Here is a 19,092-nt window from a genome sequence, read left to right as displayed (position 1 = left end):
GGGGCCATATGCTAGAAGTCATGAGAGAAGAATGTAGCAAATAGACAAGTCAGTAAAAAAAGTAAGTAAAAAAAGGCAAAAAAAAAGAAGGCACAGAGCCTTCTTTAGCACCAAATGTCTAGGGATTGGCATTAAGTAGTGTTTATATAATAAGCAATTTTAAGCGATGCGAAAGACCGTTGGGATGAAATGTCTAAACAGCGGGATAAACGGTTAACATAATGTTTTAAGATGTGTTTTTGCCAATAAAAACCGACGATATTGCTACTGTTAGTTACCACAAACCTCACAACCTTTGCGCTTTTCTACATTGAAGCTTGACCATGTGGATGTGTCCGCATCGTATAAATTTAGTTTATTGGATAATAATTTTCCGTAGTGACAGAGTATTTTAATCGCCTCTGTTGCCTGCATTGAACCGATAGTGCCAACCACTGGCGATAACACACCAGCGTCAACACAACTTAAGTTTTGTTCACTCACAAAATCAGCGAAACACTGATAGCAGGCAGATTTCTGACTAGGCAATACAGCAAAAATGTGTCCTTCCATGCGGATTGCAGCCCCCGCAACCAGCGCAATCTTGTGAGCATAGCAATATTGATTGATGAGTAAACGAGTGCTGAGGTTGTCACTACAATCAAGCACAATATCAGTTTTCGCCAGTAGCGTGCTCATGTTGCTTTTATCCAAGCGCCCCTCGATGCCAGTAATGCAAATGTCGCTATTCATTCTTTGCAAAGAAGCGAGTGCAGACGCAACCTTCGACTGCCCAATACTATGCTCTCTGTGCAGTATCTGGCGTTGTAAGTTAGTTAGCTCAACTTTGTCATCGTCGACAAGCGTTATGTTTCCCACACCAGCAGCAACCAAGTATTGAGCGGCAGCACAGCCTAGCCCGCCAACTCCCACGATAACTGCCGAGCGTGCAAGTAGTAACTCCTGCTTGTCTAAATCAAAGCCAGAAAGCATTATTTGTCGGCTATAGCGCATTGCTTGTTGGTTTGTTAGCTCTTTCAATCGCCGCCTCTATGTTTGTAGTCAATGATGTGAGTATTGCGCCCAAGTATTTAGAGCGAACGAATGCTAGAATCAAATGGCAATATCGACACTGTTTCGCCAATCTCAACCGTGCCTCTTTCTTGCTCTAAAACGGCATAGCAATTACTTCGACTAAACGACGAAAGCACTCCAGAACTCTGTGTACCAACATGTTTGACGCAAAGCTCACCGTCATCATTCTTGAAATATGCTACGCGCTGATAGTCGGTTCTACCCGGGCGTTTTTTAAAACGTGTTGCGGCTATAGCCGCAAAAAGTGTGGGTTGCTTTGTGTTACAACCGGCAATATGCAGAATCGCTTCTTTAGCAATTTGGTCAAAGGTCACTGCTGACGAGACTGGATTACCAGGCAAACCAAAGAAATAGCTATTGGGTAAACGCCCAAATGCGAGGGGCTTTCCCGGTTTGATTGCTAATTTCCAGAAGTCGATGCTACCGTATTCATCAAGTACTTCGCGGGTGTAATCAGCTTCGCCCACCGATACACCACCGCTGGTGATTACGCAGTCAGCTAGCTCATTGGCCTTTTCAAATGCGCTGCGAATAGCCGTTTTGTTGTCTTGCACTATACCCAAATCGACCACCTCAACACCAAGCTTTCTGAGCATGGCGATAACCATCGGGCGATTACTATCAAATATTCTGTCTTCGCGAGCCGCCTCACCGGCAGCCAATAACTCGTCACCTGTTGAAAACACAGCGACTGTTACTTTGCGATAAACCCTTAGCTTATTAATGCCTAGCGAGGCAAGCAAGCCAATATCCACTGCACCAATTCGATGACCTTGTTTCAACACCGAAGTGCCTTTCATTATGTCGCCACCAGCTTTACGAATATTCGCACCGGCTTGTACCTCAGATGAGATGGTCATGATCGAATCACTCTGGGTTGTCGCTTCTTGCATAATCACCGTATCAACGCCAGATGGAATTTCAGCCCCTGTCATTATGCGAACGCACTCGCCAGCAGCCACTGTGCCTTGAAATGCATTGCCAGCGAAGCTCTTCCCAATGATGGTAAAACGATTAGACTGCTCTGAGCTTGCATGTGAAAAGCCATAGCCATCCATTGCTGAGTTGTCATACGCGGGAACGTTAATGGGGGATATTACGTCCTCGGCCAATACACGGTCGAGTAAACCCTCCAGATTGCAAAGCTCGATTTCGGTAACCCTTGTGAGCATTGAGTGTATTATCGTTTTTGCTTCGCTTATAGGCATTAAGCCCGGTGCATCACAACTTGCCATGCATTTATTCCCTGAAACTAATTATCGTTATGATTTTTATGAAGTATAACACTATGGCGCACGCGATCAGAATCTGAAACAAGTAAACAATGAGCGAGTGTTCACCGCCCCCTTGATGAATAGCCATCACAAAGCTATTATCTGGCTCCTAATTTTTATACGGAGAGACTCTTGAGTACGACTAAACTTGTATCTTGGAACGTTAATGGCATTCGTGCGGTAATGAAGAAGGATTTTTTAACGTCTTTCGCTCAGCTCAATTGCGATGTGTTATGTTTGCAGGAAACGAAAGCGCAAGATGAACAAGTAATTGAGGCTTTAGGTGATATGAGTGAAGTTGGTACTTACTATACATTCACCAATTCGGCTGTTAAAAAAGGCTACTCTGGCACTGCTATTATTACTAAGACCAAGCCGATTAGTGTGACAATGGATATGGGGATTGAAGAGCATGATCAAGAAGGACGCGTAATTTGTGCTGAATTCGATGCTTACTATCTTGTCACGGTTTACACACCAAACTCAAAAAATGACCTTTCTCGCCTGCCTTATCGTGGGAATTGGGACGCAGACTTCCTCGCCTACTTACAAGCCTTGGAAGAGAAAAAGCCAGTTGTGATGTGTGGTGATTTAAACGCTGCTCATCGAGATATTGACCTTGCTCGACCAAAGCCTAACTACAACAAGAGTGCGGGCTATACCCAACAAGAAATTGATGCGCTGGATAACTTAGAAAGTGCCGGTTATGTTGATACTTTTCGTATGTTGAAGCCTCAGGAGCAGAAGTTCTCTTGGTGGTCCTACCGTGCGGGTGCTCGAGAGCGTAACGTTGGCTGGCGTATAGACTACTTCTGGGCTTCAAGTGCATTGAAAGAAAAAGTCCTAGACGCTGACATTCATACCGACGTATTTGGCTCAGATCATTGCCCTGTCAGCGTAAGCTTAGCAATCGATTAGGACGAATCTTCTGCTACAAAAGAAAAAGCCCAGACGCATTAAATTAAGTCTGGGCTTTGTTATTTTAGGTTAATGGGTTCTTCTACAGGCTGGTGGTAATTCTAAAGAATAAATTGTGATCAGCAGATGCATCGGTCACGCCGTTTAAATATCTCAACTCATAGTTAACATCACCAAACGAACCACTAATTGTAGGGCCAAAGAAAACGCCCTGTTCGTTAACGGATGCAAAATTACCTAGTTCACCGTGTTGGTTAAGTAGATGAACGCCAACTCTCAGGCCGTTTTCAAGCTTTCGGCTGACACTAGCTCGGCTTTGCACTGCTAGGTCGTTGGACGTGCGACTACTGCCGAGTTGCTTGCCTAGCACTAACATTGCTCTTGCTCTAAAGCCTTCAGTTAAGTCCCATTGATTGCCCCAGTTTATCGCGAAATCTTCAGAACGACTGCCTCTGCGTGTTCTTAAATCAAAACGCAATGCGCTTGACCAATTATCGTTGGGGCTGGTCTTTTTAAAGTTATAAAGAAGCTCGGTTCTAACGGAATCCCACTCGAAATTCCCTCTATCACGATATTGCAAAAATACTCGCCCGCGCCAAGTATCGTTGAAAGCATGTTGATAATGCAGGCGATACGCCCACGCATCTTCCTCGCCATCTTCATCGGCGAATGACACCGCGCTTCTAAATTGTAAGCTACGATCACCTTCTTTGATATTCGGGCCCATAACACCCGAAATATTCGCATTTGCGGTTGATGCATAAATAAAAACAAACACTAAAAGACTATTTACAGATTGTCTCACTAACTGTGTCAATTCACTCTCCTTGCCTTTGTGGCTTATATTGTGGCTTATATTGTGGCGTTCGGTATAGATAAGGCCAGAACAGCTGTCTTCGTTGAGCGACAGATTGCTCTTTTGTGCTAAGTTTTTGCACATATTTCCAATTATGACACTTTTATTACAGAATTATGACAGTTATGTATCTTTATTTTATGCAAAACATGCTAAACTCTTTATAAATCAATGCTAGCAACGATTGAATTTACAAGCATCGTATTTGGGTAAATGTGTTTTAACATTCTAGTTGTACTGACTAAAGACATGTAAATCATAGTCGAAAAAATATAATAGATAGGAGTCCAAGAAAAAACTTATGAAATTGAACATCTTTAAAAAATTTTTTAAACGCAAGCATCCGTATGCGCCTGTTGGTTACATTGGCAGAAAAACTGTTGAGAAGTCGCTTGGTGCAGATATTGTAAAGCGTAAAAAGTTAGAGAAACAAATCACGGAAGAAGCTGAATCTGGTGAGTCGGAAAAATAGCACTCCATTGCTATCGTTACTGGTTTTCTAAAAACGATAAAAAACCCTCAAGGCCAAAGCGTTTCCAGCGCCTTCATTACTGCCCTCGCTTTTATATTCAGCTCTAATATAGTTTGCACTGAAACGCGTATTTTTATTTAGGTAATAGTTTACACCTAGGCTTAGACTTTGGGCCTCGCTTTGCTCTTTTTCAAGTGAAAGCTCACTTAGACGCAGCGCCAATTCCCAGTCATTTTTCGCCTTCACTTTCGCTAAAATACCCTCTTTATACTTTCTATTGTTACCCGAAAATAAATAGCTTAATTGATAGTAGCCACCAGAGTAGTCATAATTGTGTCCGTCCAAGGTGCTGTAATTGGCATCTTGCCATTCGGCCGTCGCGACAAAACCTTCATACTGCCCAATGAACTCAATACCTCGTAGCGAAGCCTCTGTTGCATCGATAAACGCACCTTCAATGAGTGAGTCGGCGCTGTTTACTTCTAGTCTTTCATTGATACGGTATTCAAGGCCATCGAGGTTTCTTTGGCTGAATGATGCGCCTACATGAATCAGATTCTTGTTTTTGGTTAGGCCCCAAGCTAAGCGCCCAGTAATTGCACTTCCTTTTGCAGCGTCGTCATCTTCAAAGTAGCCGAGCTGCCAATTAAATGCACCCTCATCGCCACTGAGTTTGACACCTAATGAGCGATTGGGACTAAATGCGCTTGTAACCATGCTTCGTTCTATAAATGGCAGACTTTTAGTACTCATTAAGCGTTCTAGGCCAAAGGGTTCTTTTTGCTTCCCTATGGTGATATTTGCCCAATCCCAAGCATCGTATTTAATGTAGGCATCTCGAATATCAATACCGTCATGAGTATCTACCTTGAGTACTGCAGACCAGTCCTTGGTGATTTTCGACGAGAGTTTTAATCTGAGTCGCCTAAGATAAATAGCATCTTCGGACTCTAGACCATCTTCCAAAAAATTCGGCTCAAAGTAATCATAATCAAGCTTTATATCACCATCGAATTCGACTGTAGGATAGTCTTTTGCTGCAGCAATCGTGCTCACCGACAGCAAAGCCATACAACACGCTAACTGGGCTTTCATGAAGCTTGCCCCGAGATTGCATCAGCTTCATTTTCACTTCTTTGTACAGCGCTTGTTGTTTCGGGGCAATACTTGATTTTAAGCTCGGCAGCATCTTTTAGGAAATCGATATGGACGATTTCAATATCAATAATGTTTAAGCCGGTTCTGGTTTTAAGATCTTGAAGGAGTTGCGGGCGCTTATGAAGTTTTATATTTTCGATGCGCTCGTAGGAAATGCTTTGAGTACGGTAAGGGCTGCGCAAAAAACGAGTGTCGACTATGAATGCAATGCCGCAAATTAGCCCGTTCAAAGCAAGAAGTTCAAGGGTAGAAAGTTTACTGACGGCGGTGAGTAAAGCGATTGCCGTGACCAAAAATAGATAGGTCATCTCTTTAATTGAGATGGCGTCGGTGCGGTAACGCAGCATGGTAAATACTGCGAAAAGGCCAAAGGCAAATTCCATCGACATATCTACGCCATGGAGCAGATTAGTGATAATAAAGATGCCAACGCCGAACAACAGAAAAGATCCGGCCACGTCGGTATTTTTGTTTAAGCGATAATAGCATCCGTAACACAACACCGAGATAGACAAAATGTTGATGGCAAGTTTAAACATAAAGGGAAGTGCTAATTCAGTCATAATAAGTGCTCAATGAGAGGTGAAAGTAGAAAATTGATTTAATTTTGTTAGTACAGGTTTGAACTGATTTGTTTTTAATGTGTTTTGATAGAGCAGGGCGCAACCTATGCAATATTTGCTAAACGAGATAGGGGATATCACGTGTTCAGTCATTAATTGAAAAAACGGCGATAGCTTTGAACGTCGACTTTGCTTTAATTCGGCGATAAAGAAGCCTTCGGGTTGAATTTTGTCTGCATCGTCGTTTTCGCGGAACCAAAGATTGAAGTCGATGGTTACTCGCTCGGCGCTAGCTTCGTTTGCCAAGGCTATTCGACGGTAGCCACTTTGTTGAGTGACGCAATAGTGTGCAAAGGGATTACCTAGCTTCTTCGCAATAAATTGCTGACATGCCATATCGGTTTTGGCATTTTCCGGGCAAGTTACTCGGCGTTTAATCGTGCGTCTTTGATTATTTTTGAACTTCACCTCTAAAAATCGAGTGTTGGTATCCACATATGTTCTTTGGCGCACTTTGAAGCGGTTGAGTCTGCCATTGTGATGGGCGTAATAGAAGCTCATATCGGGCGTGTCGAAATACTCATTGTAGTATGTCGATATTCGGTTTTGCTCAACCTCGAGCACGCTGTAGTGAAATTTAAGTGCTCGTAGCAGTGTGGGCAAAAGATAATTTGGTAGCATAAACTTAACGTCTACGCGATCCATCAAATTAGCTTTGTTTAAATCGGCCAACTCATGGCTATGAAAACTATCAAGTAGGGCATTAAGGTGACCATCGTCGTGGTCGCTTACTTGGTGGTTTGTGCGCCCTAGTATGGGTAATATACTGTTAGGACTGATGGCTTGTGCCAGCTTATTGTGTAGCTCCATTGTTTTTCTCGTTACCGCGATGACCAAGTTGACAACCACGGTAACGAAAGAATGTGCAGTAAATGTGCATCAATTACGAATTAAGCGTGAAAATGAAAGCCACTGCACTGGCCGTTAGCCCTTTTTGGGTGGCACACTCAAATAGAACTCACTCGAGGCTCTAAGTGCTGCGTTGCTGAGTTGCTCTTTTTTGAAGCTATGCATACTGTTCTGGAAAGCGTCAAATGCTGCTTGGCTCTCCCATTCGGTTATGAACAGAAAATCTGCTGCGTCGGTGTAACCAAACATTGAATAAGCCTCTTCAATCAATAATGTTGACTTGCCATTGTGTTGTTTCACCTCGTTTTTAAATGCTTTTTTAAGTACAGAAAAAGCCTTAGGGTCTGCCTTCCAGTATGCCCCAAAAACATATATTTTGCTGCTATCAAACTGCAGATCAATCGCCGTTTGCGTTTCAAAGTTGAGCATATTAAAGCTTGACCAAATAGCTAGCCGACGCTCTCTAATATCGGGCTTCTGGCTGCTTAGTTCTCCGAATAGTGGCGCTCTTTGTTCCCAATTTCCAGGCCAGCTGCCAATGGCTAAAAAGTCTGGGTAATACATACCGCTTATTGGCGGTCGGTCGATCTTAAAAGCTGTGCCGCGCTGAAAACCCAGTTGCTGAGCACTAGGAAACATATCTTCAAAGTAGGCAGCTTTGAGTGGATCAGCTCCTTTTCGATCGGTAATGAAAAGAAAATCAGCGACGCGGTTTTTTTCAATAGCTAAGCTTTTGTCCTGAGCCTTGAGCCCCAATGAATAACCAAAAGTTAAGCTAACAATAATGAGAATTGATCTTAGCACTAGTATGTCCTTTTATCGTTTATTAGCGAAGCTCATATTTGTGAGCCAGCGTGACGAACTTGATACTAGTGCAGCCAAATAGACTTGGCAGCTAAAAAGCGCTGAAGCGCGGTAGTTTGCGATGAGCCAACATGGCTAAATGATCTTAGCACTCAACGATATCTTACTATCCGATCTAGCAATAAGTAATTAACGGGAACTAAGAGCAAGGTAATAAAAGTAGCAAACAAAATACCGAAGCCTAATGATACTGCCATCGGGATTAGGAATTGCGCTTGGGTCGACTTCTCAAAGAGTAAAGGCATGAGGCCAATAAAGGTTGTTAAAGAGGTAAGCATGACTGGCCTAAAGCGAGCGGCACCAGCGGTTAAGGCGGCCTCAAGTGTTGCCATTCCTTCAATACGTTTTTTATTAATGTAATCGACTAATACTAAAGAATCGTTCACAACCACGCCTACCAGCGCAAGCATTCCTAATAAGCTGAATATGGTTAAGTCCATGCCCATTAGCCAATGACCAACAACTGCGCCAATCATGCCAAAGGGGATCACGCTCATTACGATAATAGGTTGGGTATACGACTTAAATGGAATGGCAAGTAAGCAGTATATGATGAAGAAGACGAAAACAAGCGCCCATGCAAGCGAACCAAAGGATTCTCGCTGCTCTTTAGCTTCGCCTTCCAAACTATATTTGGTGCCAGGGTATTGTTGCAGAAGCGTTGACAAGTAATCACTTAAATCATTTTGTAATACTGTCATGTTGGTCGTGGTTTTATCGATGTCTGCGGTGACACTCACTGTTCTAAAGCGGTCAACGCGGTAAATGGTTGATGGGCTTTTACTTGGTGAAAGGGTGGCAACATGCGATAGCGGCACTTGGCTACCATTAGGTGTTTGCACCAATATAGTATTGAGAGTGGCGATAGAGCTGCGTTCTTGCAATGGCAGTCTTACCATGACTCGCACATCATCACTTCCGCGCTGAATTCGCTGCACTTCACTCCCGAAAAAAGCATTTCTCACTTGTTGTGAAATACCCGTGCGAGTTAAGCCCATTACCCTGCCCGCTTGGGTCAGCTCTATGCGCAACTCTTCCTTGCCATCAGATAAACTATCAGCTATTTCAAACACGCCTGGGTAAGTAGCCAAGCGTTCTTTAACCTTATCCGCAACTTGATTCAAGGTGGCTAGGGATTTTGCGCTTAATTGAATGTCGATAGGGTCAGATGAACGACCTATTTCTGCTCGGAAGGTAAGCAATTCGGCACCGGGTACCGAGCCTATCATTTGCCGCCACTCATTCACTAATTGTCGTGAGCTAATGTCTGAACTACGTTGATCAGGGGGAAGGATTTCAAAACGCACGCCGCCAACGTTGGTAGTGCCTCCGCGTCCGCCAGTAGTTGCCAAAACGTTGGTTATTACACTTTGTTTGCTATCTTCGTCGGTGTATTTTTGTTGCAGCTCTAATGCCTTATCTGTCATTAGTACAATGTATTGATTGGTTGAATCAAACGGCGTACCTGCTGGCATAGTTAGGCTAGCACGCACTGTTTCACTGGGTATGCGCGGGAAAAACACGAACTTCGTCCATCCGCTAATGATAAGTGCGGTGATGATAATAAATACACCACAAAACAGACTGAGCGTGGTTAATTTATGGCCTAAGGCAAGCTTAAGTACGGGCTGATAATATCGAATAATTGCGTGCTCAAAGCCGTCTGCAAAGCGCTGTTGAAGTCGCTCAAACTTATTCATTGAGGTTTTTTCAGAGCGTAATTTTATTGTCTTTAAGTGCGCTGGTAGTACTAACTTAGATTCAACCAGTGACAATAATAAAACGGGGATCACCACATAAGGTATTTGCGCAAAAATAGGACCGCGATTTCCTTCGATGAAGGCTAAGGGAAGAAACGCAGCGACCGTTGTGAGAATACCGAAAGTCACTGGCGTTGCCACTTCTTTGGTGCCATTAATCGCCGCTTCTTCACTACTACTGGAGGTTTTCAAATGGGTATAAATGTTTTCGCCGGTAACTATGGCGTCATCCACCACAATGCCAAGCACAAGTATGAAACCAAACAAGCTCATGATGTTGATCGTAACGCTCATGAAAGGCATGAAAATAAAGGCACCCAAAAAGCACACGGGTATACCCAAAAACACATAAAATGCGATGGAAGGACGTAAAAACAGAGTCAATAGCAAGAGTACTAAAATACCGCCTTGTATGGCGTTACTGGTGAGTGTGGCAATACGGCTTTTGACTATCTCAGAGTCGTCATCCCAATAGGATAAGGTGAAACCTCTTGGTAAGCTCGCTTGTTTTGAGTTGATGTAGGCTTTCACTTTATCAGCCACTTCAATCGCACTTTGCTGGCCAATGCGATACACATCTAAAAAGGCTGCTTGTTGGCCATTAAAGCGAGTACGAACCGGGCTTTCTTCGAAGGCATCGGTAATCGTGGCAATGTCCTTTAAGCGCACAACCGAACCGTCGGCATTAGTTTTTACTGGAATGTCTACAAATTCATTTTTGTAATAAGCCTGAGCTTTGGTGCGGATCAGAACGTCGCCGCCGGTTGTTTTGAGGTTGCCAGCTGATACATCAACACTGAATGAATCAATGATGTTCGATACTTCGTTAATGTTTAAATTGAACTGCTGCAGTTTTGCTTGGCTAATTTCAATCGCGATTTCGTAGTCTCGCACTCCATCTAAATCAATTTGCGTGATGCCATCAATAAGCAGGAGTTCATCGCGTACTTGTTCAGCATATTCCTTTATTTCTTTTTCGCTGTACGGTGCTGCGATGGTAACCGCTATTACCTCTCTGCGTCTCTGGGCTAAAGCAATAACCGGCTTTTCAGCGTTTACCGGAAAAGTATTAATAGCGTCTACTCGACTCTTAATATCGGCTAGAATTTCTCGTGCGTCGTAGCCACTTTCTACTTCGATGCTAACTTGTGATGAGCTTTCAGACGAACGACTCGTAATTTGCCTAATGCCTTCAAGATCTTGCACAGCCTCTTCAATTCTAATGGTAACACCTTGCTCAACATCTTCAGGTGCTCCGCCACGTAGGCTCACACTTACCGACACTCGCTCTGACTCAAAGGTGGGGAATACTTCTAATGGTATCTGTGTTGATAAGCTAAACAGCCCCGCAAAAATGATCGAGACCATCAGCAGGTTAGCGGCTACAGCATTGCGAGTAAACCAAGCTATCATTGCGCTTCCCTTCTTGCCTTGCGAGCGGCCTTCCTTTGTTCTATTACTTGCTCGACGCTAATGCCTTTCTCTTTTGCTATGGCTTCTAGTTCTTCCTGACTTGGCCTATTTGGGCGACGGTCGCTGGGCTTTTCAAGCTCGTTGCTTGCTTCACTCGCTTGAGTGTTTTGCACCTGCACGCGAGTGCCCGAGCTAACTTGTCCTAGTGTGGTTAATACAAGGGATTCGCCTGGCTCTAAACCACCATTAATAATCGACTGTGAGGCATTTTGCCAAGCAATGCTCACGTCTTTGCGTAGCAAGGCATTGTCGACCACCGTATAAACATAGGTTCCTTGATATATAGCGGAGTTAGGAATCACAATCGCATTCGTAAGGGTCTTACCAACAATATCAGCACTTACATATTGCCCTATTTTTAGTGGCATATTGCTAGTGTCTGCATCGCCGTAAGGGTCTTCAATTTGCGCTACCACATAGAGTTGCTGGGAATCACTGTTTATTGCACCTTCTGTGCGAACAATCTTGGCCTGTTTATTTTGTTTGCCTATGAGATCAGAAGTTAAAAAGACCTGCGTATTGGCATCAATTACCTTATTGCCCCTGTATTCTTTAGGCAGGTCGATAAGCGCCAGGTCGCCATTATTGATTGGTAGGCGAACTTCAACCACATCGATTGCGTAAATGCTGGCAAGTTGAGAATTGTTGTTTACAACTTGGCCAACGTCGGCGTCTGTGTTTAATATTCGGCCGGCGTATGGCGCACGAATGGTTGTTCGCTCCAGCGCTAACTCAGCTTTTTGTAATTGCGCTTGTGCAGAGAGCAAAACCGCTTTAGCAGCCTCAAGTTGCGGCGTTCTCAGCACCAAAGCATTGGGCTTTGAGCCATCGCCCAAACGTTGCCAATCGAGCAGCGCTTGTTCACCTCTGGCTTTTTCTTCAAGAAGTGCTTGTTCTCCCGACAGCACATTCGCTTGAGCTATTTTAACCTCTGCAAGATAATCGCGTTCGTCTAGCCATACTAGTGGGTCACCTTTCTCAAAAAAGCTGCCGTCTCTAAATTGATCGCTCACTTTCATAATTTGCCCACTCACCTGAGCAACTAAGGTACTTTGAGTGCGCGGTAATACAGTGCCAAAACTCGTTAACATCACCTGATAATCAATAGGCTCAATAGTAAGGGTGTTAACGGTAATTTGTGGGCCTGTGCTGGCTGGGCGACGCTGAGTTTCAGGCGGGTTATCGACAATAAAATACACAAGCGCAGCGCATATCAAGAGCACAACGACGGGCGTTAGGATTTTTTTCATTCTAGTCATTATTACGTTCACTTATATTAATACTTGGCTGCAGTGCTGGATCGAAATTGCTGCCCAGTGCTAGATGTAGGTTAACTCGATTGGTGAACAACTCTCGCTTTACTTGAATGAGGGTGCTTTGTGCTTCGGTCGCTCGAGTCTGAGCTTCAAGAACCGTGGTATAAGTGACTAAGCCCTTTAAATATTGCTCAAAGGCCAACGCTTCTGCTGCTATCGCGTTTTCTTCAGCCTCGCTTAAATTCACTACTCTTTGCTGTAAGTTTCGCTCTTGAGACAAGCCATTTTCAACGTCTGCAAACGCAGAATTTACCGTTTCCCAATACTGCAATTCTGTTTGTTGCACTTCTAAGCGAGCGATGTCTTCATTATTTGCCAAGGTGCCAGCGTCATAGAGTGGGGCAACAATGCTTCCTAGTAGCGTCCACACAAGGTCAGAAGAAAACAGATCTTTAAGTTTATCTGTAGAGCTTCCCAAACTCGCCGCTAGTGTAAAACTTGGAAAGCGTTGTTTATGAGCAAAAGCCAAGGTGGCATCTTTAGCGAGTAAGTTTAGCCAAGCTGCTTGAATGTTGGGTTTGTTCATTAGCATATTAGCTGGCACGCCAAGATAGATGTCGTTGCTGATAATGGGAATACTGTTACTTAGCGCCAGCACACCGGTTGGATAACGTCCCAAGAGTTGCTCAAGACTACGAATGCTGGCTAATTTTACTGTTTGTTGCTGGGCTTCGCGGGCAAGATCGGTATTTAGCTCGTTGCGAGCCAAGTAAACATCAAGAGCGGTATTGAGACCTTGTTTGTAGCCATCTTCAATAATGCGTAAACCTTGCTGAGAGTTATTGCTCCTGCGCTTAAATAAATCATATAACTGACTCGCCTCAACTGCTGTGGCATAAGCGGTGAGAAGATTGGCTACAAGGTTTTGAGTTTGCTGTTGCAAGTTCGCTTTTGCTGCGAGTAGCTCATAGCTTTGGGCTTTTTCTTGTGCTGATAGTTTGCCCCATAAATCTAGCTCGTAATTGCTAGATAGCTCAAGTGTGTTTGTGCTTGTTAGTTGAGTTGTATTCTGCTGTCGCCGACTGGAGAAGCCCAAATCAAGTGTGGGTAGCAAGCTAGCTTGCGCATTGTTCAAGCGTTTCTCTTGAATCGCCACACTGAGTGTTGTTTGTTGAAGGCTAAAGTTATTACCCAGCGCTTGTTGCGTGAAGTCGGCGAGTTGTTCATTGCTGTATTGCAAAGGCCAGTACGTTTTGCTACTCGCTAATGAGGCCTCAGAAAGATGCCCGAGTGCTTCTCGTTGCCAATTCTCTTGCCACTGCTCAGGGGCGGCGGCCGTTTTATCCGATTCTGAAATCGACGATGTGTGACTGCATGCACTTATAAGAATCACGCAGTAAATAACAATTAGGCGCACAATAAACCCTAGCGTAGCTTTGCTCAACAGCGCTTATTAGATAGTGATAAAAATCAGTTGTTAGTGCGCAATTGAGATATTGAAGAAGTTAAAGTATAACTTTCAGAACTGATGCGTAAATCTGATTTACACAACCTTTACAGTTAGTTGCGCCAAGCAAAGTAAGAGTGATGATGTCTGGATTATAATAGGCAAAGTTTCTTGCGTGGAAAGCACCAAATGAATGACCAACAAAGATCAGGTTTTTTTGCGTATTTAACTTGGTTAAGAGTTTTTCTAAACGCAGTAGAGAGCTTTTTAACCCTACGTTATTCGAACGGTCAGATGAGCCATTTCCAGCACGAGAATAAACAATAACTCTGGCGTTTAGTTGTTTGGCAAATGGAATAAAAGAATCCCAATAACTGACCCCCGTACCAATTCCAGACTCGATAACAAAAGTGTATTTACCTTCGCCAAAGTCTATGTATTCGATTAAAGCACCATCTAGTTCGGCTTGTTTTATTTGCCCTAGAGCAGAGAATCAAATGATGAAAATCAGGGTTGTGATAAACCGAAACAACTGTTTAAGTCTCCATTGTGTATGACACCTCGCATAACGAGAAGGTTTAAGTTCGGCTGCTTTGAGCGAAGAGAAGGCCGTACGTAAAGTTGTCCCAGCGACCGAAGGGAACGAGTTAAGCGCTTTGTTAGCTCGCTCGCTGTTTAATCCCACCATAGTAGCAATTTATTGTTTCTGAGGTCCTTATCTGCAGTGTATTCCATACCTTGATTCGCGGCCTCTTGCTTAGCTTGATCAGATTGAACATTTTGTTATGTGCCGTTGTCAGTCTCACATCTTACCTTTTTTGCACCTATTTTGATCGCAAAACCAGACTCAAGACACATAGTAAGATGCTCACATCCCTCTTTGGGAGTCGCATTAGAGAATCCTTCCATATTTTCAATCATGTCATTCCAAATGAAACCTATGGAACTCAAGCAAGTATCGTCAGTTGTTGATAGAGCATTTTCTCGGTTAGTACACTTGAAAAGGTACACTTCGGAAAACAGCAATCGAAGATTAAATGGAACATCATTTGCTATCCAAGCATCCTTTGTACGTTGCCATCTCAATATGACCCGGCTACGGTCTTCTATGTGCTCAAAATCAATAAAATCGAAATTATTATGGAGGTCTAAATAACTACCATTGTGTTCCAGTGCGATAAAATCATTCGCTATCGAAAAGTTAGTTAAAATCATATGGGCTAGAGGGCATATAACGCCGCGTTAACCGGCATTACAGAGTCCGTGTTGAACGCTTGGTTATACGTTTTTGGTGACATTAAATGCTCTGAGCCCTTGTTGTGACTGACCATATCTTGTACTTCTGCCTAAATGGTCAGTTGGGTAGCCTGCTGGCAAAATAGAAACATTACCATACAGGAATCGATCTACTTTTTTAGCGATCGCTATAATTTCAGAGTCTGTTATTAACTCTGGATAAGAAAAAACAACCAGCTCGCCAATATTACACAACAACCACCGCTCGAAATTGTTGCGCTGCTCAGTTTCAATAAATGGGCTTCGCATACAAGTGGATTTACAGTCATTGTAAAAGTCTGAATAATCTCTCATTGACCAATGATATGTTTCAAAGTACTCAAACTCATCTTTCATGTTTAAATACCCATGAATTATGTCAGCCCACTTATCTGTTTCTTCGTCACTATAGATAGAAGACTTAGTATCCTCGCAAAAATCTATCCATTCGGCGATGAAGTAAGCCGCAATATAATTAAGGTTTTTGAATACTAACCCGGGATGCTCAAGGTGCAAGCCGCCACCTAAAACTAAATTATCTATACTGGCGGGAAACTCGCCATAAATCGGGCTCTGAGGCACGACTGGTTCAAGCGGTCTATAGATCGGTAAACCTGCAAAATGCCCTACATGTTCATGATCGAATAGATCTATATAGCTCACTCGAACTCTCCTTTTTTCGTATAACACCTTACATAACCGGCGTTGGCCGCTCTTGCCAATGTCCGGTTTATGTATTGTTAGCTATCATCTTGCTTAGTGCTCAATTCTAGTTCCGCCGTTCTTACTAACTTATCTAATTTGTCTAAAAGCGCTTTTTTACCATAAAATATAACTCGAGTTTGGCCGCAACTCTCGAGTATTGGTGTACTGTTATTTTTACCGAACACTAGATATTCATAACCCACTCCAGCTGGTGACGAGCATGAACTCTTACTAACTCGAGACATCACAACATCTGTATCTCTGACACCTTTATATTCTTTTATTATAGTTAAATAATTGGTGACCTCGGTGGAATCACTCAGTTTTGCTGATTCTATTTGTCCAATATAGACAAAGTCAGCGTTTTTGAATGATTCTTCGATGCTTGGTGCCGCACAAGTGCAGGCTATACTAATACCCGAAAATAGCAAAACCACAAAGAACAATAGAAACTTCATGTCTCCTCCTGATATCTAGCGCCGCAATAACAGGCGATATATTTTTGGCTTAACTCGGAACGAAGTGACGCAAGCCAAACTTTATACGTCCTTCGTTGATCGCTTTATTACGTTTTTTAACGCCAAACTTCATAAACTCTAAACTGCGATCTATCAATTTAGAAATAAGTTTTTGATTGTTATTTTTAAGTTCTTCTTTTGTAGTCGCTGTAATATCTTCGGATGAACTAAACATTTTATAGCCAAAAGATTCATTTGTTATCCATACCGAATCTCCACCGTTATGTCCCAGCGACCGTGTGGAGTGCGTTTATGCGCTCGCGAACCCGAAATAAAGTCTCTGACAGAAAGATGAGCGTGACTCTTGAAAGAAAGAGCTGACGCCATGGTCGTTTGTTAGGTTGCCAACTGTTTCTGCGGTGTTGATAAGACAATACACACTCCGTTGCGATGCTTGAATTTTGCTTTGATATTGAAAAGATACGCGATTTACTTTGAAACAACAACTTTAGTATGACAGCGGGAATCAAACATTATGCGCCCGCGAACACGAAAATGAGTTTCTGACAGAAAGAAGAGCGTGCCTTTTGAAAGTGCGAGCTTACGGCAATGCTTTTTCTGTTAAGCTACATATATTATTTTTTAAAGTTTACGCAACGAATACCAAATCATACTCGGTAAAACGTTAATGCTCATAAAAATTAGTGATCGTAAATATACTATTTTTTGAATTTCTGAGTCATTCATAATTGGTACAATTAATATGGTGTTAGATGGTTTATACACCATAGAAGCTGTAACTCCATGTCACCAAAACTGTCACCATTAAATTGAAATGATTAACTTATTTAAATCAGGTTGTTGAGGCTGTCGTTTTCTTTAATCTTCACTTTTAACCACCAGTCATATAGTGGCTATTCACATTTGTATGGACATTATTGTATCCATAAATTAGGAAATAACGCTATAATAGATGTTATTGTATCCATTGAGGCTGTGTATGAAATTTTCACTTTTAGATGATACCGATGTAAGCCAAGCTTTTGCTGCTCATCTACGGGGCTTACGCAAACAAGCGAAGCTATCGCGAGAGGCACTGGCACTGCGTAGTTGTGTACCTGCTTCTACCATAAAAAAGTTTGAACTCACCGGGCAAATTTCATTTCGTCAGCTGCTGCTTTTGTGGCAGTCGTTGGATTCACTAGACAGGCTTTATCAACTGACACAAACCACGGCTGACCGTACCGCTTTACCGACCAGTATAGAAGAGGTGCTTAAAGATGAGCTTTAAATCCATTCAAAAGTTGCATGTGGAGCGCACTCTCACAACGGGCGAAACCGTATCGGTGGGAGTATTAGCGCAAAACCGCCAAGGTGTTTTCTTTCAGTATGATGAAAGTTATCTAAGTAGATTTGGCAATTTATCACCTTTTACTCTTCAAGGAGATTTGCGATTACAGCAAGCACCGAAAGAGCCTCACCAAGGTATACAAGGTGTTTTTGGAGACAGCCTTCCCGATGGTTGGGGGTTGTTGTTACAAGATCGCGTGTTCCGCCAACAAGGAATTTTACCAGCACAAGTAACAGCAATGGATAGACTGGCGTTTGTTGGCCAGCAAGGAATGGGTGCATTGTCTTTTACACCTGTATCAGAGCTCTCATTAGATCAGCGTTCAGATATTGATTTGGCAACACTTGGGCTTGAAGCTCAAACCTTGTTTGACCAGTCCCTCTCTGACGATTTAGACGGTAGCACTCAGCAAGTGTTAGCAACGTTGGTAGCCGTCGGCAGCTCCGGCGGTGCTCGTCCTAAAGCGCAAATTTATATGCCCGCTGGCGACCCGACGCAATGCCGCACTTATGCACAACCTGGTGATGAAGCATGGTTAGTTAAGTTCACTTCGAAGAACTTAGCCTTGGGCCACGAAGAAGGTTTGTGTGAAGCGGTTTATTTAGAAATGGCTGAGTTGGCAAAATGTCAGCCACCGATTTGGCAGTTAATTGAAGCTCCTGCAAGTAGCGGCGCTAAAGCATGGCTTGCGTTAAAGCGTTTCGACTATTTACCCGCGCAGGAGAAGGCTGGGCGTTTACATATGCACAGTGCCTGTGGCCTATTGGATGCTGATTTTCGAAGCCCGAGCTTAGATTACAGCGACCTTATTAAAGCCAGTCGTCAATTGTGTAAGTCACCCGCTGCTGGGCAACTTCAATTTCGTCGCGCAATGTTTAACTTATTTGCCGCGAACCAAGACGATCACAGCAAAAACTGGGGCTTTTTACAAGCCGATGATGGCAGTTGGCAACTCGCTCCATTTTACGATGTAACCTTTAGCCCTAATCCCTTTAATGAGCATGCGACCGCCTTTGCAGGGTACGGAAAAGTGCCACCACTCAGTGTGATGCAAAAGCTCGCTGCCAGTGCTGGTTTTGCTAATTGGCAGGAGGCACAGCAATGCATTCAAGAGGTCGTTGATGCCATTAGTCAGTTTAGGCCGCTTGCTGAGCAACACGGAGTAAGTAAAACTACTGTGTTAGCAATAGAAAAAACACTCGCAGAGCGTAAGCAAGAAAATGCGGCACTTTTAGCTTGAGATGATGTTGGTTTGAGATGACGTAGCATTAAGAAAAAT

The 19,092-nt window shown here is 43.3% G+C and carries 19 protein-coding genes; 4 read left to right on the top strand and 15 right to left on the bottom strand.

The window, feature by feature from the left end:
- Positions 1-270 precede the first annotated feature (270 nt).
- Positions 271-1,020 carry a HesA/MoeB/ThiF family protein gene (locus ISG33_RS13975; RefSeq protein ID WP_195734218.1) on the bottom strand — a complete coding sequence of 250 codons (750 nt, stop codon included), beginning with the start codon at positions 1,018-1,020 and terminating at the stop codon, positions 271-273.
- Positions 1,021-1,070: 50 nt separating this feature from the next.
- Positions 1,071-2,309, bottom strand: coding sequence for a molybdopterin molybdotransferase MoeA (moeA, locus tag ISG33_RS13970; RefSeq protein WP_195734217.1), 1,239 nt, complete (start codon positions 2,307-2,309; stop codon positions 1,071-1,073).
- 171 nt (positions 2,310-2,480) lie between these two features.
- Here moeA and ISG33_RS13965 point away from each other — a divergent pair, with 171 nt between their 5' ends.
- On the top strand, positions 2,481-3,266 hold the full coding sequence (locus ISG33_RS13965; protein ID WP_255528910.1) for an exodeoxyribonuclease III: 786 nt from the start codon (positions 2,481-2,483) through the stop codon (positions 3,264-3,266).
- A gap of 82 nt (positions 3,267-3,348) precedes the next feature.
- On the opposite strand, the gene ISG33_RS13960 is transcribed toward ISG33_RS13965, so the two are convergent.
- Complete coding sequence (locus ISG33_RS13960) at positions 3,349-4,083, bottom strand: hypothetical protein (RefSeq protein WP_195734216.1); 735 nt, start codon at positions 4,081-4,083, stop codon at positions 3,349-3,351.
- A gap of 340 nt (positions 4,084-4,423) precedes the next feature.
- On the opposite strand from ISG33_RS13960, the gene ISG33_RS13955 reads away from it, so the two are divergent.
- The gene (locus ISG33_RS13955) at positions 4,424-4,594 is read left to right on the top strand and encodes a hypothetical protein (protein WP_195734215.1); all 171 of its coding nucleotides are present in this window, start codon (positions 4,424-4,426) and stop codon (positions 4,592-4,594) included.
- 27 nt (positions 4,595-4,621) lie between these two features.
- Here the strand turns inward: ISG33_RS13955 and ISG33_RS13950 are convergent, their stop codons facing one another.
- The 12 genes from ISG33_RS13950 to ISG33_RS13895 all read right to left on the bottom strand — a co-directional run bounded on the left by ISG33_RS13950 (position 4,622) and on the right by ISG33_RS13895 (position 16,697).
- Positions 4,622-5,689 (bottom strand): OprO/OprP family phosphate-selective porin, encoded by a 1,068-nt coding sequence (locus ISG33_RS13950; RefSeq protein WP_195734214.1) that lies wholly within the window; start codon positions 5,687-5,689, stop codon positions 4,622-4,624.
- Positions 5,686-6,315, bottom strand: a complete 630-nt coding sequence (locus tag ISG33_RS13945) for a DUF4956 domain-containing protein (protein WP_195734213.1) — start codon at positions 6,313-6,315, stop codon at positions 5,686-5,688. The genes ISG33_RS13950 and ISG33_RS13945 overlap by 4 nt, the downstream gene beginning before the upstream one ends.
- 9 nt (positions 6,316-6,324) lie before the next feature.
- Positions 6,325-7,185 carry a polyphosphate polymerase domain-containing protein gene (locus tag ISG33_RS13940; RefSeq protein ID WP_195734212.1) on the bottom strand — a complete coding sequence of 287 codons (861 nt, stop codon included), beginning with the start codon at positions 7,183-7,185 and terminating at the stop codon, positions 6,325-6,327.
- A 114-nt stretch (positions 7,186-7,299) separates the two neighbouring features.
- Positions 7,300-8,028 (bottom strand): hypothetical protein, encoded by a 729-nt coding sequence (locus ISG33_RS13935; RefSeq protein ID WP_195734211.1) that lies wholly within the window; start codon positions 8,026-8,028, stop codon positions 7,300-7,302.
- 152 nt (positions 8,029-8,180) lie between these two features.
- On the bottom strand, positions 8,181-11,261 hold the full coding sequence (locus ISG33_RS13930; protein WP_195734210.1) for an efflux RND transporter permease subunit: 3,081 nt from the start codon (positions 11,259-11,261) through the stop codon (positions 8,181-8,183).
- Positions 11,258-12,580 (bottom strand): efflux RND transporter periplasmic adaptor subunit, encoded by a 1,323-nt coding sequence (locus tag ISG33_RS13925; protein WP_229333602.1) that lies wholly within the window; start codon positions 12,578-12,580, stop codon positions 11,258-11,260. Before ISG33_RS13925 ends, ISG33_RS13930 begins: the two co-directional genes overlap by 4 nt.
- Positions 12,573-13,994, bottom strand: a complete 1,422-nt coding sequence (locus ISG33_RS13920) for a TolC family protein (RefSeq protein WP_195734209.1) — start codon at positions 13,992-13,994, stop codon at positions 12,573-12,575. The genes ISG33_RS13925 and ISG33_RS13920 overlap by 8 nt, the downstream gene beginning before the upstream one ends.
- A gap of 88 nt (positions 13,995-14,082) precedes the next feature.
- On the bottom strand, positions 14,083-14,427 hold the full coding sequence (locus ISG33_RS17330) for an alpha/beta fold hydrolase (RefSeq protein ID WP_370545338.1): 345 nt from the start codon (positions 14,425-14,427) through the stop codon (positions 14,083-14,085).
- A 380-nt stretch (positions 14,428-14,807) separates the two neighbouring features.
- A complete protein-coding gene (locus tag ISG33_RS13910) occupies positions 14,808-15,239 on the bottom strand; it encodes a hypothetical protein (RefSeq protein WP_195734208.1) in 432 nt (143 codons plus the stop codon).
- Between the two features lie 63 nt (positions 15,240-15,302).
- Positions 15,303-15,962 carry a hypothetical protein gene (locus ISG33_RS13905; RefSeq protein WP_195734207.1) on the bottom strand — a complete coding sequence of 220 codons (660 nt, stop codon included), beginning with the start codon at positions 15,960-15,962 and terminating at the stop codon, positions 15,303-15,305.
- Positions 15,963-16,039: 77 nt separating this feature from the next.
- Positions 16,040-16,462, bottom strand: a complete 423-nt coding sequence (locus ISG33_RS13900) for a hypothetical protein (protein ID WP_195734206.1) — start codon at positions 16,460-16,462, stop codon at positions 16,040-16,042.
- A 49-nt stretch (positions 16,463-16,511) separates the two neighbouring features.
- Positions 16,512-16,697, bottom strand: a complete 186-nt coding sequence (locus tag ISG33_RS13895; protein ID WP_195734205.1) for a hypothetical protein — start codon at positions 16,695-16,697, stop codon at positions 16,512-16,514.
- Positions 16,698-17,462: 765 nt separating this feature from the next.
- Here ISG33_RS13895 and ISG33_RS13890 point away from each other — a divergent pair.
- Both ISG33_RS13890 and ISG33_RS13885 read left to right on the top strand, forming a co-directional pair.
- Entirely contained in the window at positions 17,463-17,753 is a 291-nt protein-coding gene (locus tag ISG33_RS13890) for a helix-turn-helix domain-containing protein (RefSeq protein WP_195734204.1), read from the top strand.
- Complete coding sequence (locus ISG33_RS13885; RefSeq protein ID WP_195734203.1) at positions 17,743-19,053, top strand: type II toxin-antitoxin system HipA family toxin; 1,311 nt, start codon at positions 17,743-17,745, stop codon at positions 19,051-19,053. Before ISG33_RS13890 ends, ISG33_RS13885 begins: the two co-directional genes overlap by 11 nt.
- Positions 19,054-19,092: the final 39 nt, after the last annotated feature.

Source organism: Marinibium conchae (genome assembly GCF_015595035.1).
In the GTDB taxonomy this organism is placed as follows: domain Bacteria; phylum Pseudomonadota; class Gammaproteobacteria; order Enterobacterales; family Alteromonadaceae; genus Glaciecola.
Note: the sequence above shows the minus strand (reverse complement) of the source record. Positions and strands in the feature narration are given on the sequence as shown.

What these genes read in the sequence shown, in the direction of transcription:
- ISG33_RS13900 (WP_195734206.1), bottom strand. Translation starts at nt 16,462, where the DNA reads ATGAAGTTTCTATTGTTCTTTGTGGTTTTGCTATTTTCGGGTATTAGT.
- ISG33_RS13895 (WP_195734205.1), bottom strand. Translation starts at nt 16,697, where the DNA reads ATGTTTAGTTCATCCGAAGATATTACAGCGACTACAAAAGAAGAACTT.
- ISG33_RS13885 (WP_195734203.1), top strand. Translation starts at nt 17,743, where the DNA reads ATGAGCTTTAAATCCATTCAAAAGTTGCATGTGGAGCGCACTCTCACA.
- ISG33_RS13930 (WP_195734210.1), bottom strand. Translation starts at nt 11,261, where the DNA reads ATGATAGCTTGGTTTACTCGCAATGCTGTAGCCGCTAACCTGCTGATG.
- ISG33_RS13955 (WP_195734215.1), top strand. Translation starts at nt 4,424, where the DNA reads ATGAAATTGAACATCTTTAAAAAATTTTTTAAACGCAAGCATCCGTAT.
- ISG33_RS13950 (WP_195734214.1), bottom strand. Translation starts at nt 5,689, where the DNA reads ATGAAAGCCCAGTTAGCGTGTTGTATGGCTTTGCTGTCGGTGAGCACG.
- ISG33_RS13925 (WP_229333602.1), bottom strand. Translation starts at nt 12,580, where the DNA reads ATGACTAGAATGAAAAAAATCCTAACGCCCGTCGTTGTGCTCTTGATA.
- ISG33_RS13940 (WP_195734212.1), bottom strand. Translation starts at nt 7,185, where the DNA reads ATGGAGCTACACAATAAGCTGGCACAAGCCATCAGTCCTAACAGTATA.
- ISG33_RS13890 (WP_195734204.1), top strand. Translation starts at nt 17,463, where the DNA reads ATGAAATTTTCACTTTTAGATGATACCGATGTAAGCCAAGCTTTTGCT.
- ISG33_RS13945 (WP_195734213.1), bottom strand. Translation starts at nt 6,315, where the DNA reads ATGACTGAATTAGCACTTCCCTTTATGTTTAAACTTGCCATCAACATT.
- ISG33_RS13910 (WP_195734208.1), bottom strand. Translation starts at nt 15,239, where the DNA reads ATGATTTTAACTAACTTTTCGATAGCGAATGATTTTATCGCACTGGAA.
- moeA (WP_195734217.1), bottom strand. Translation starts at nt 2,309, where the DNA reads ATGGCAAGTTGTGATGCACCGGGCTTAATGCCTATAAGCGAAGCAAAA.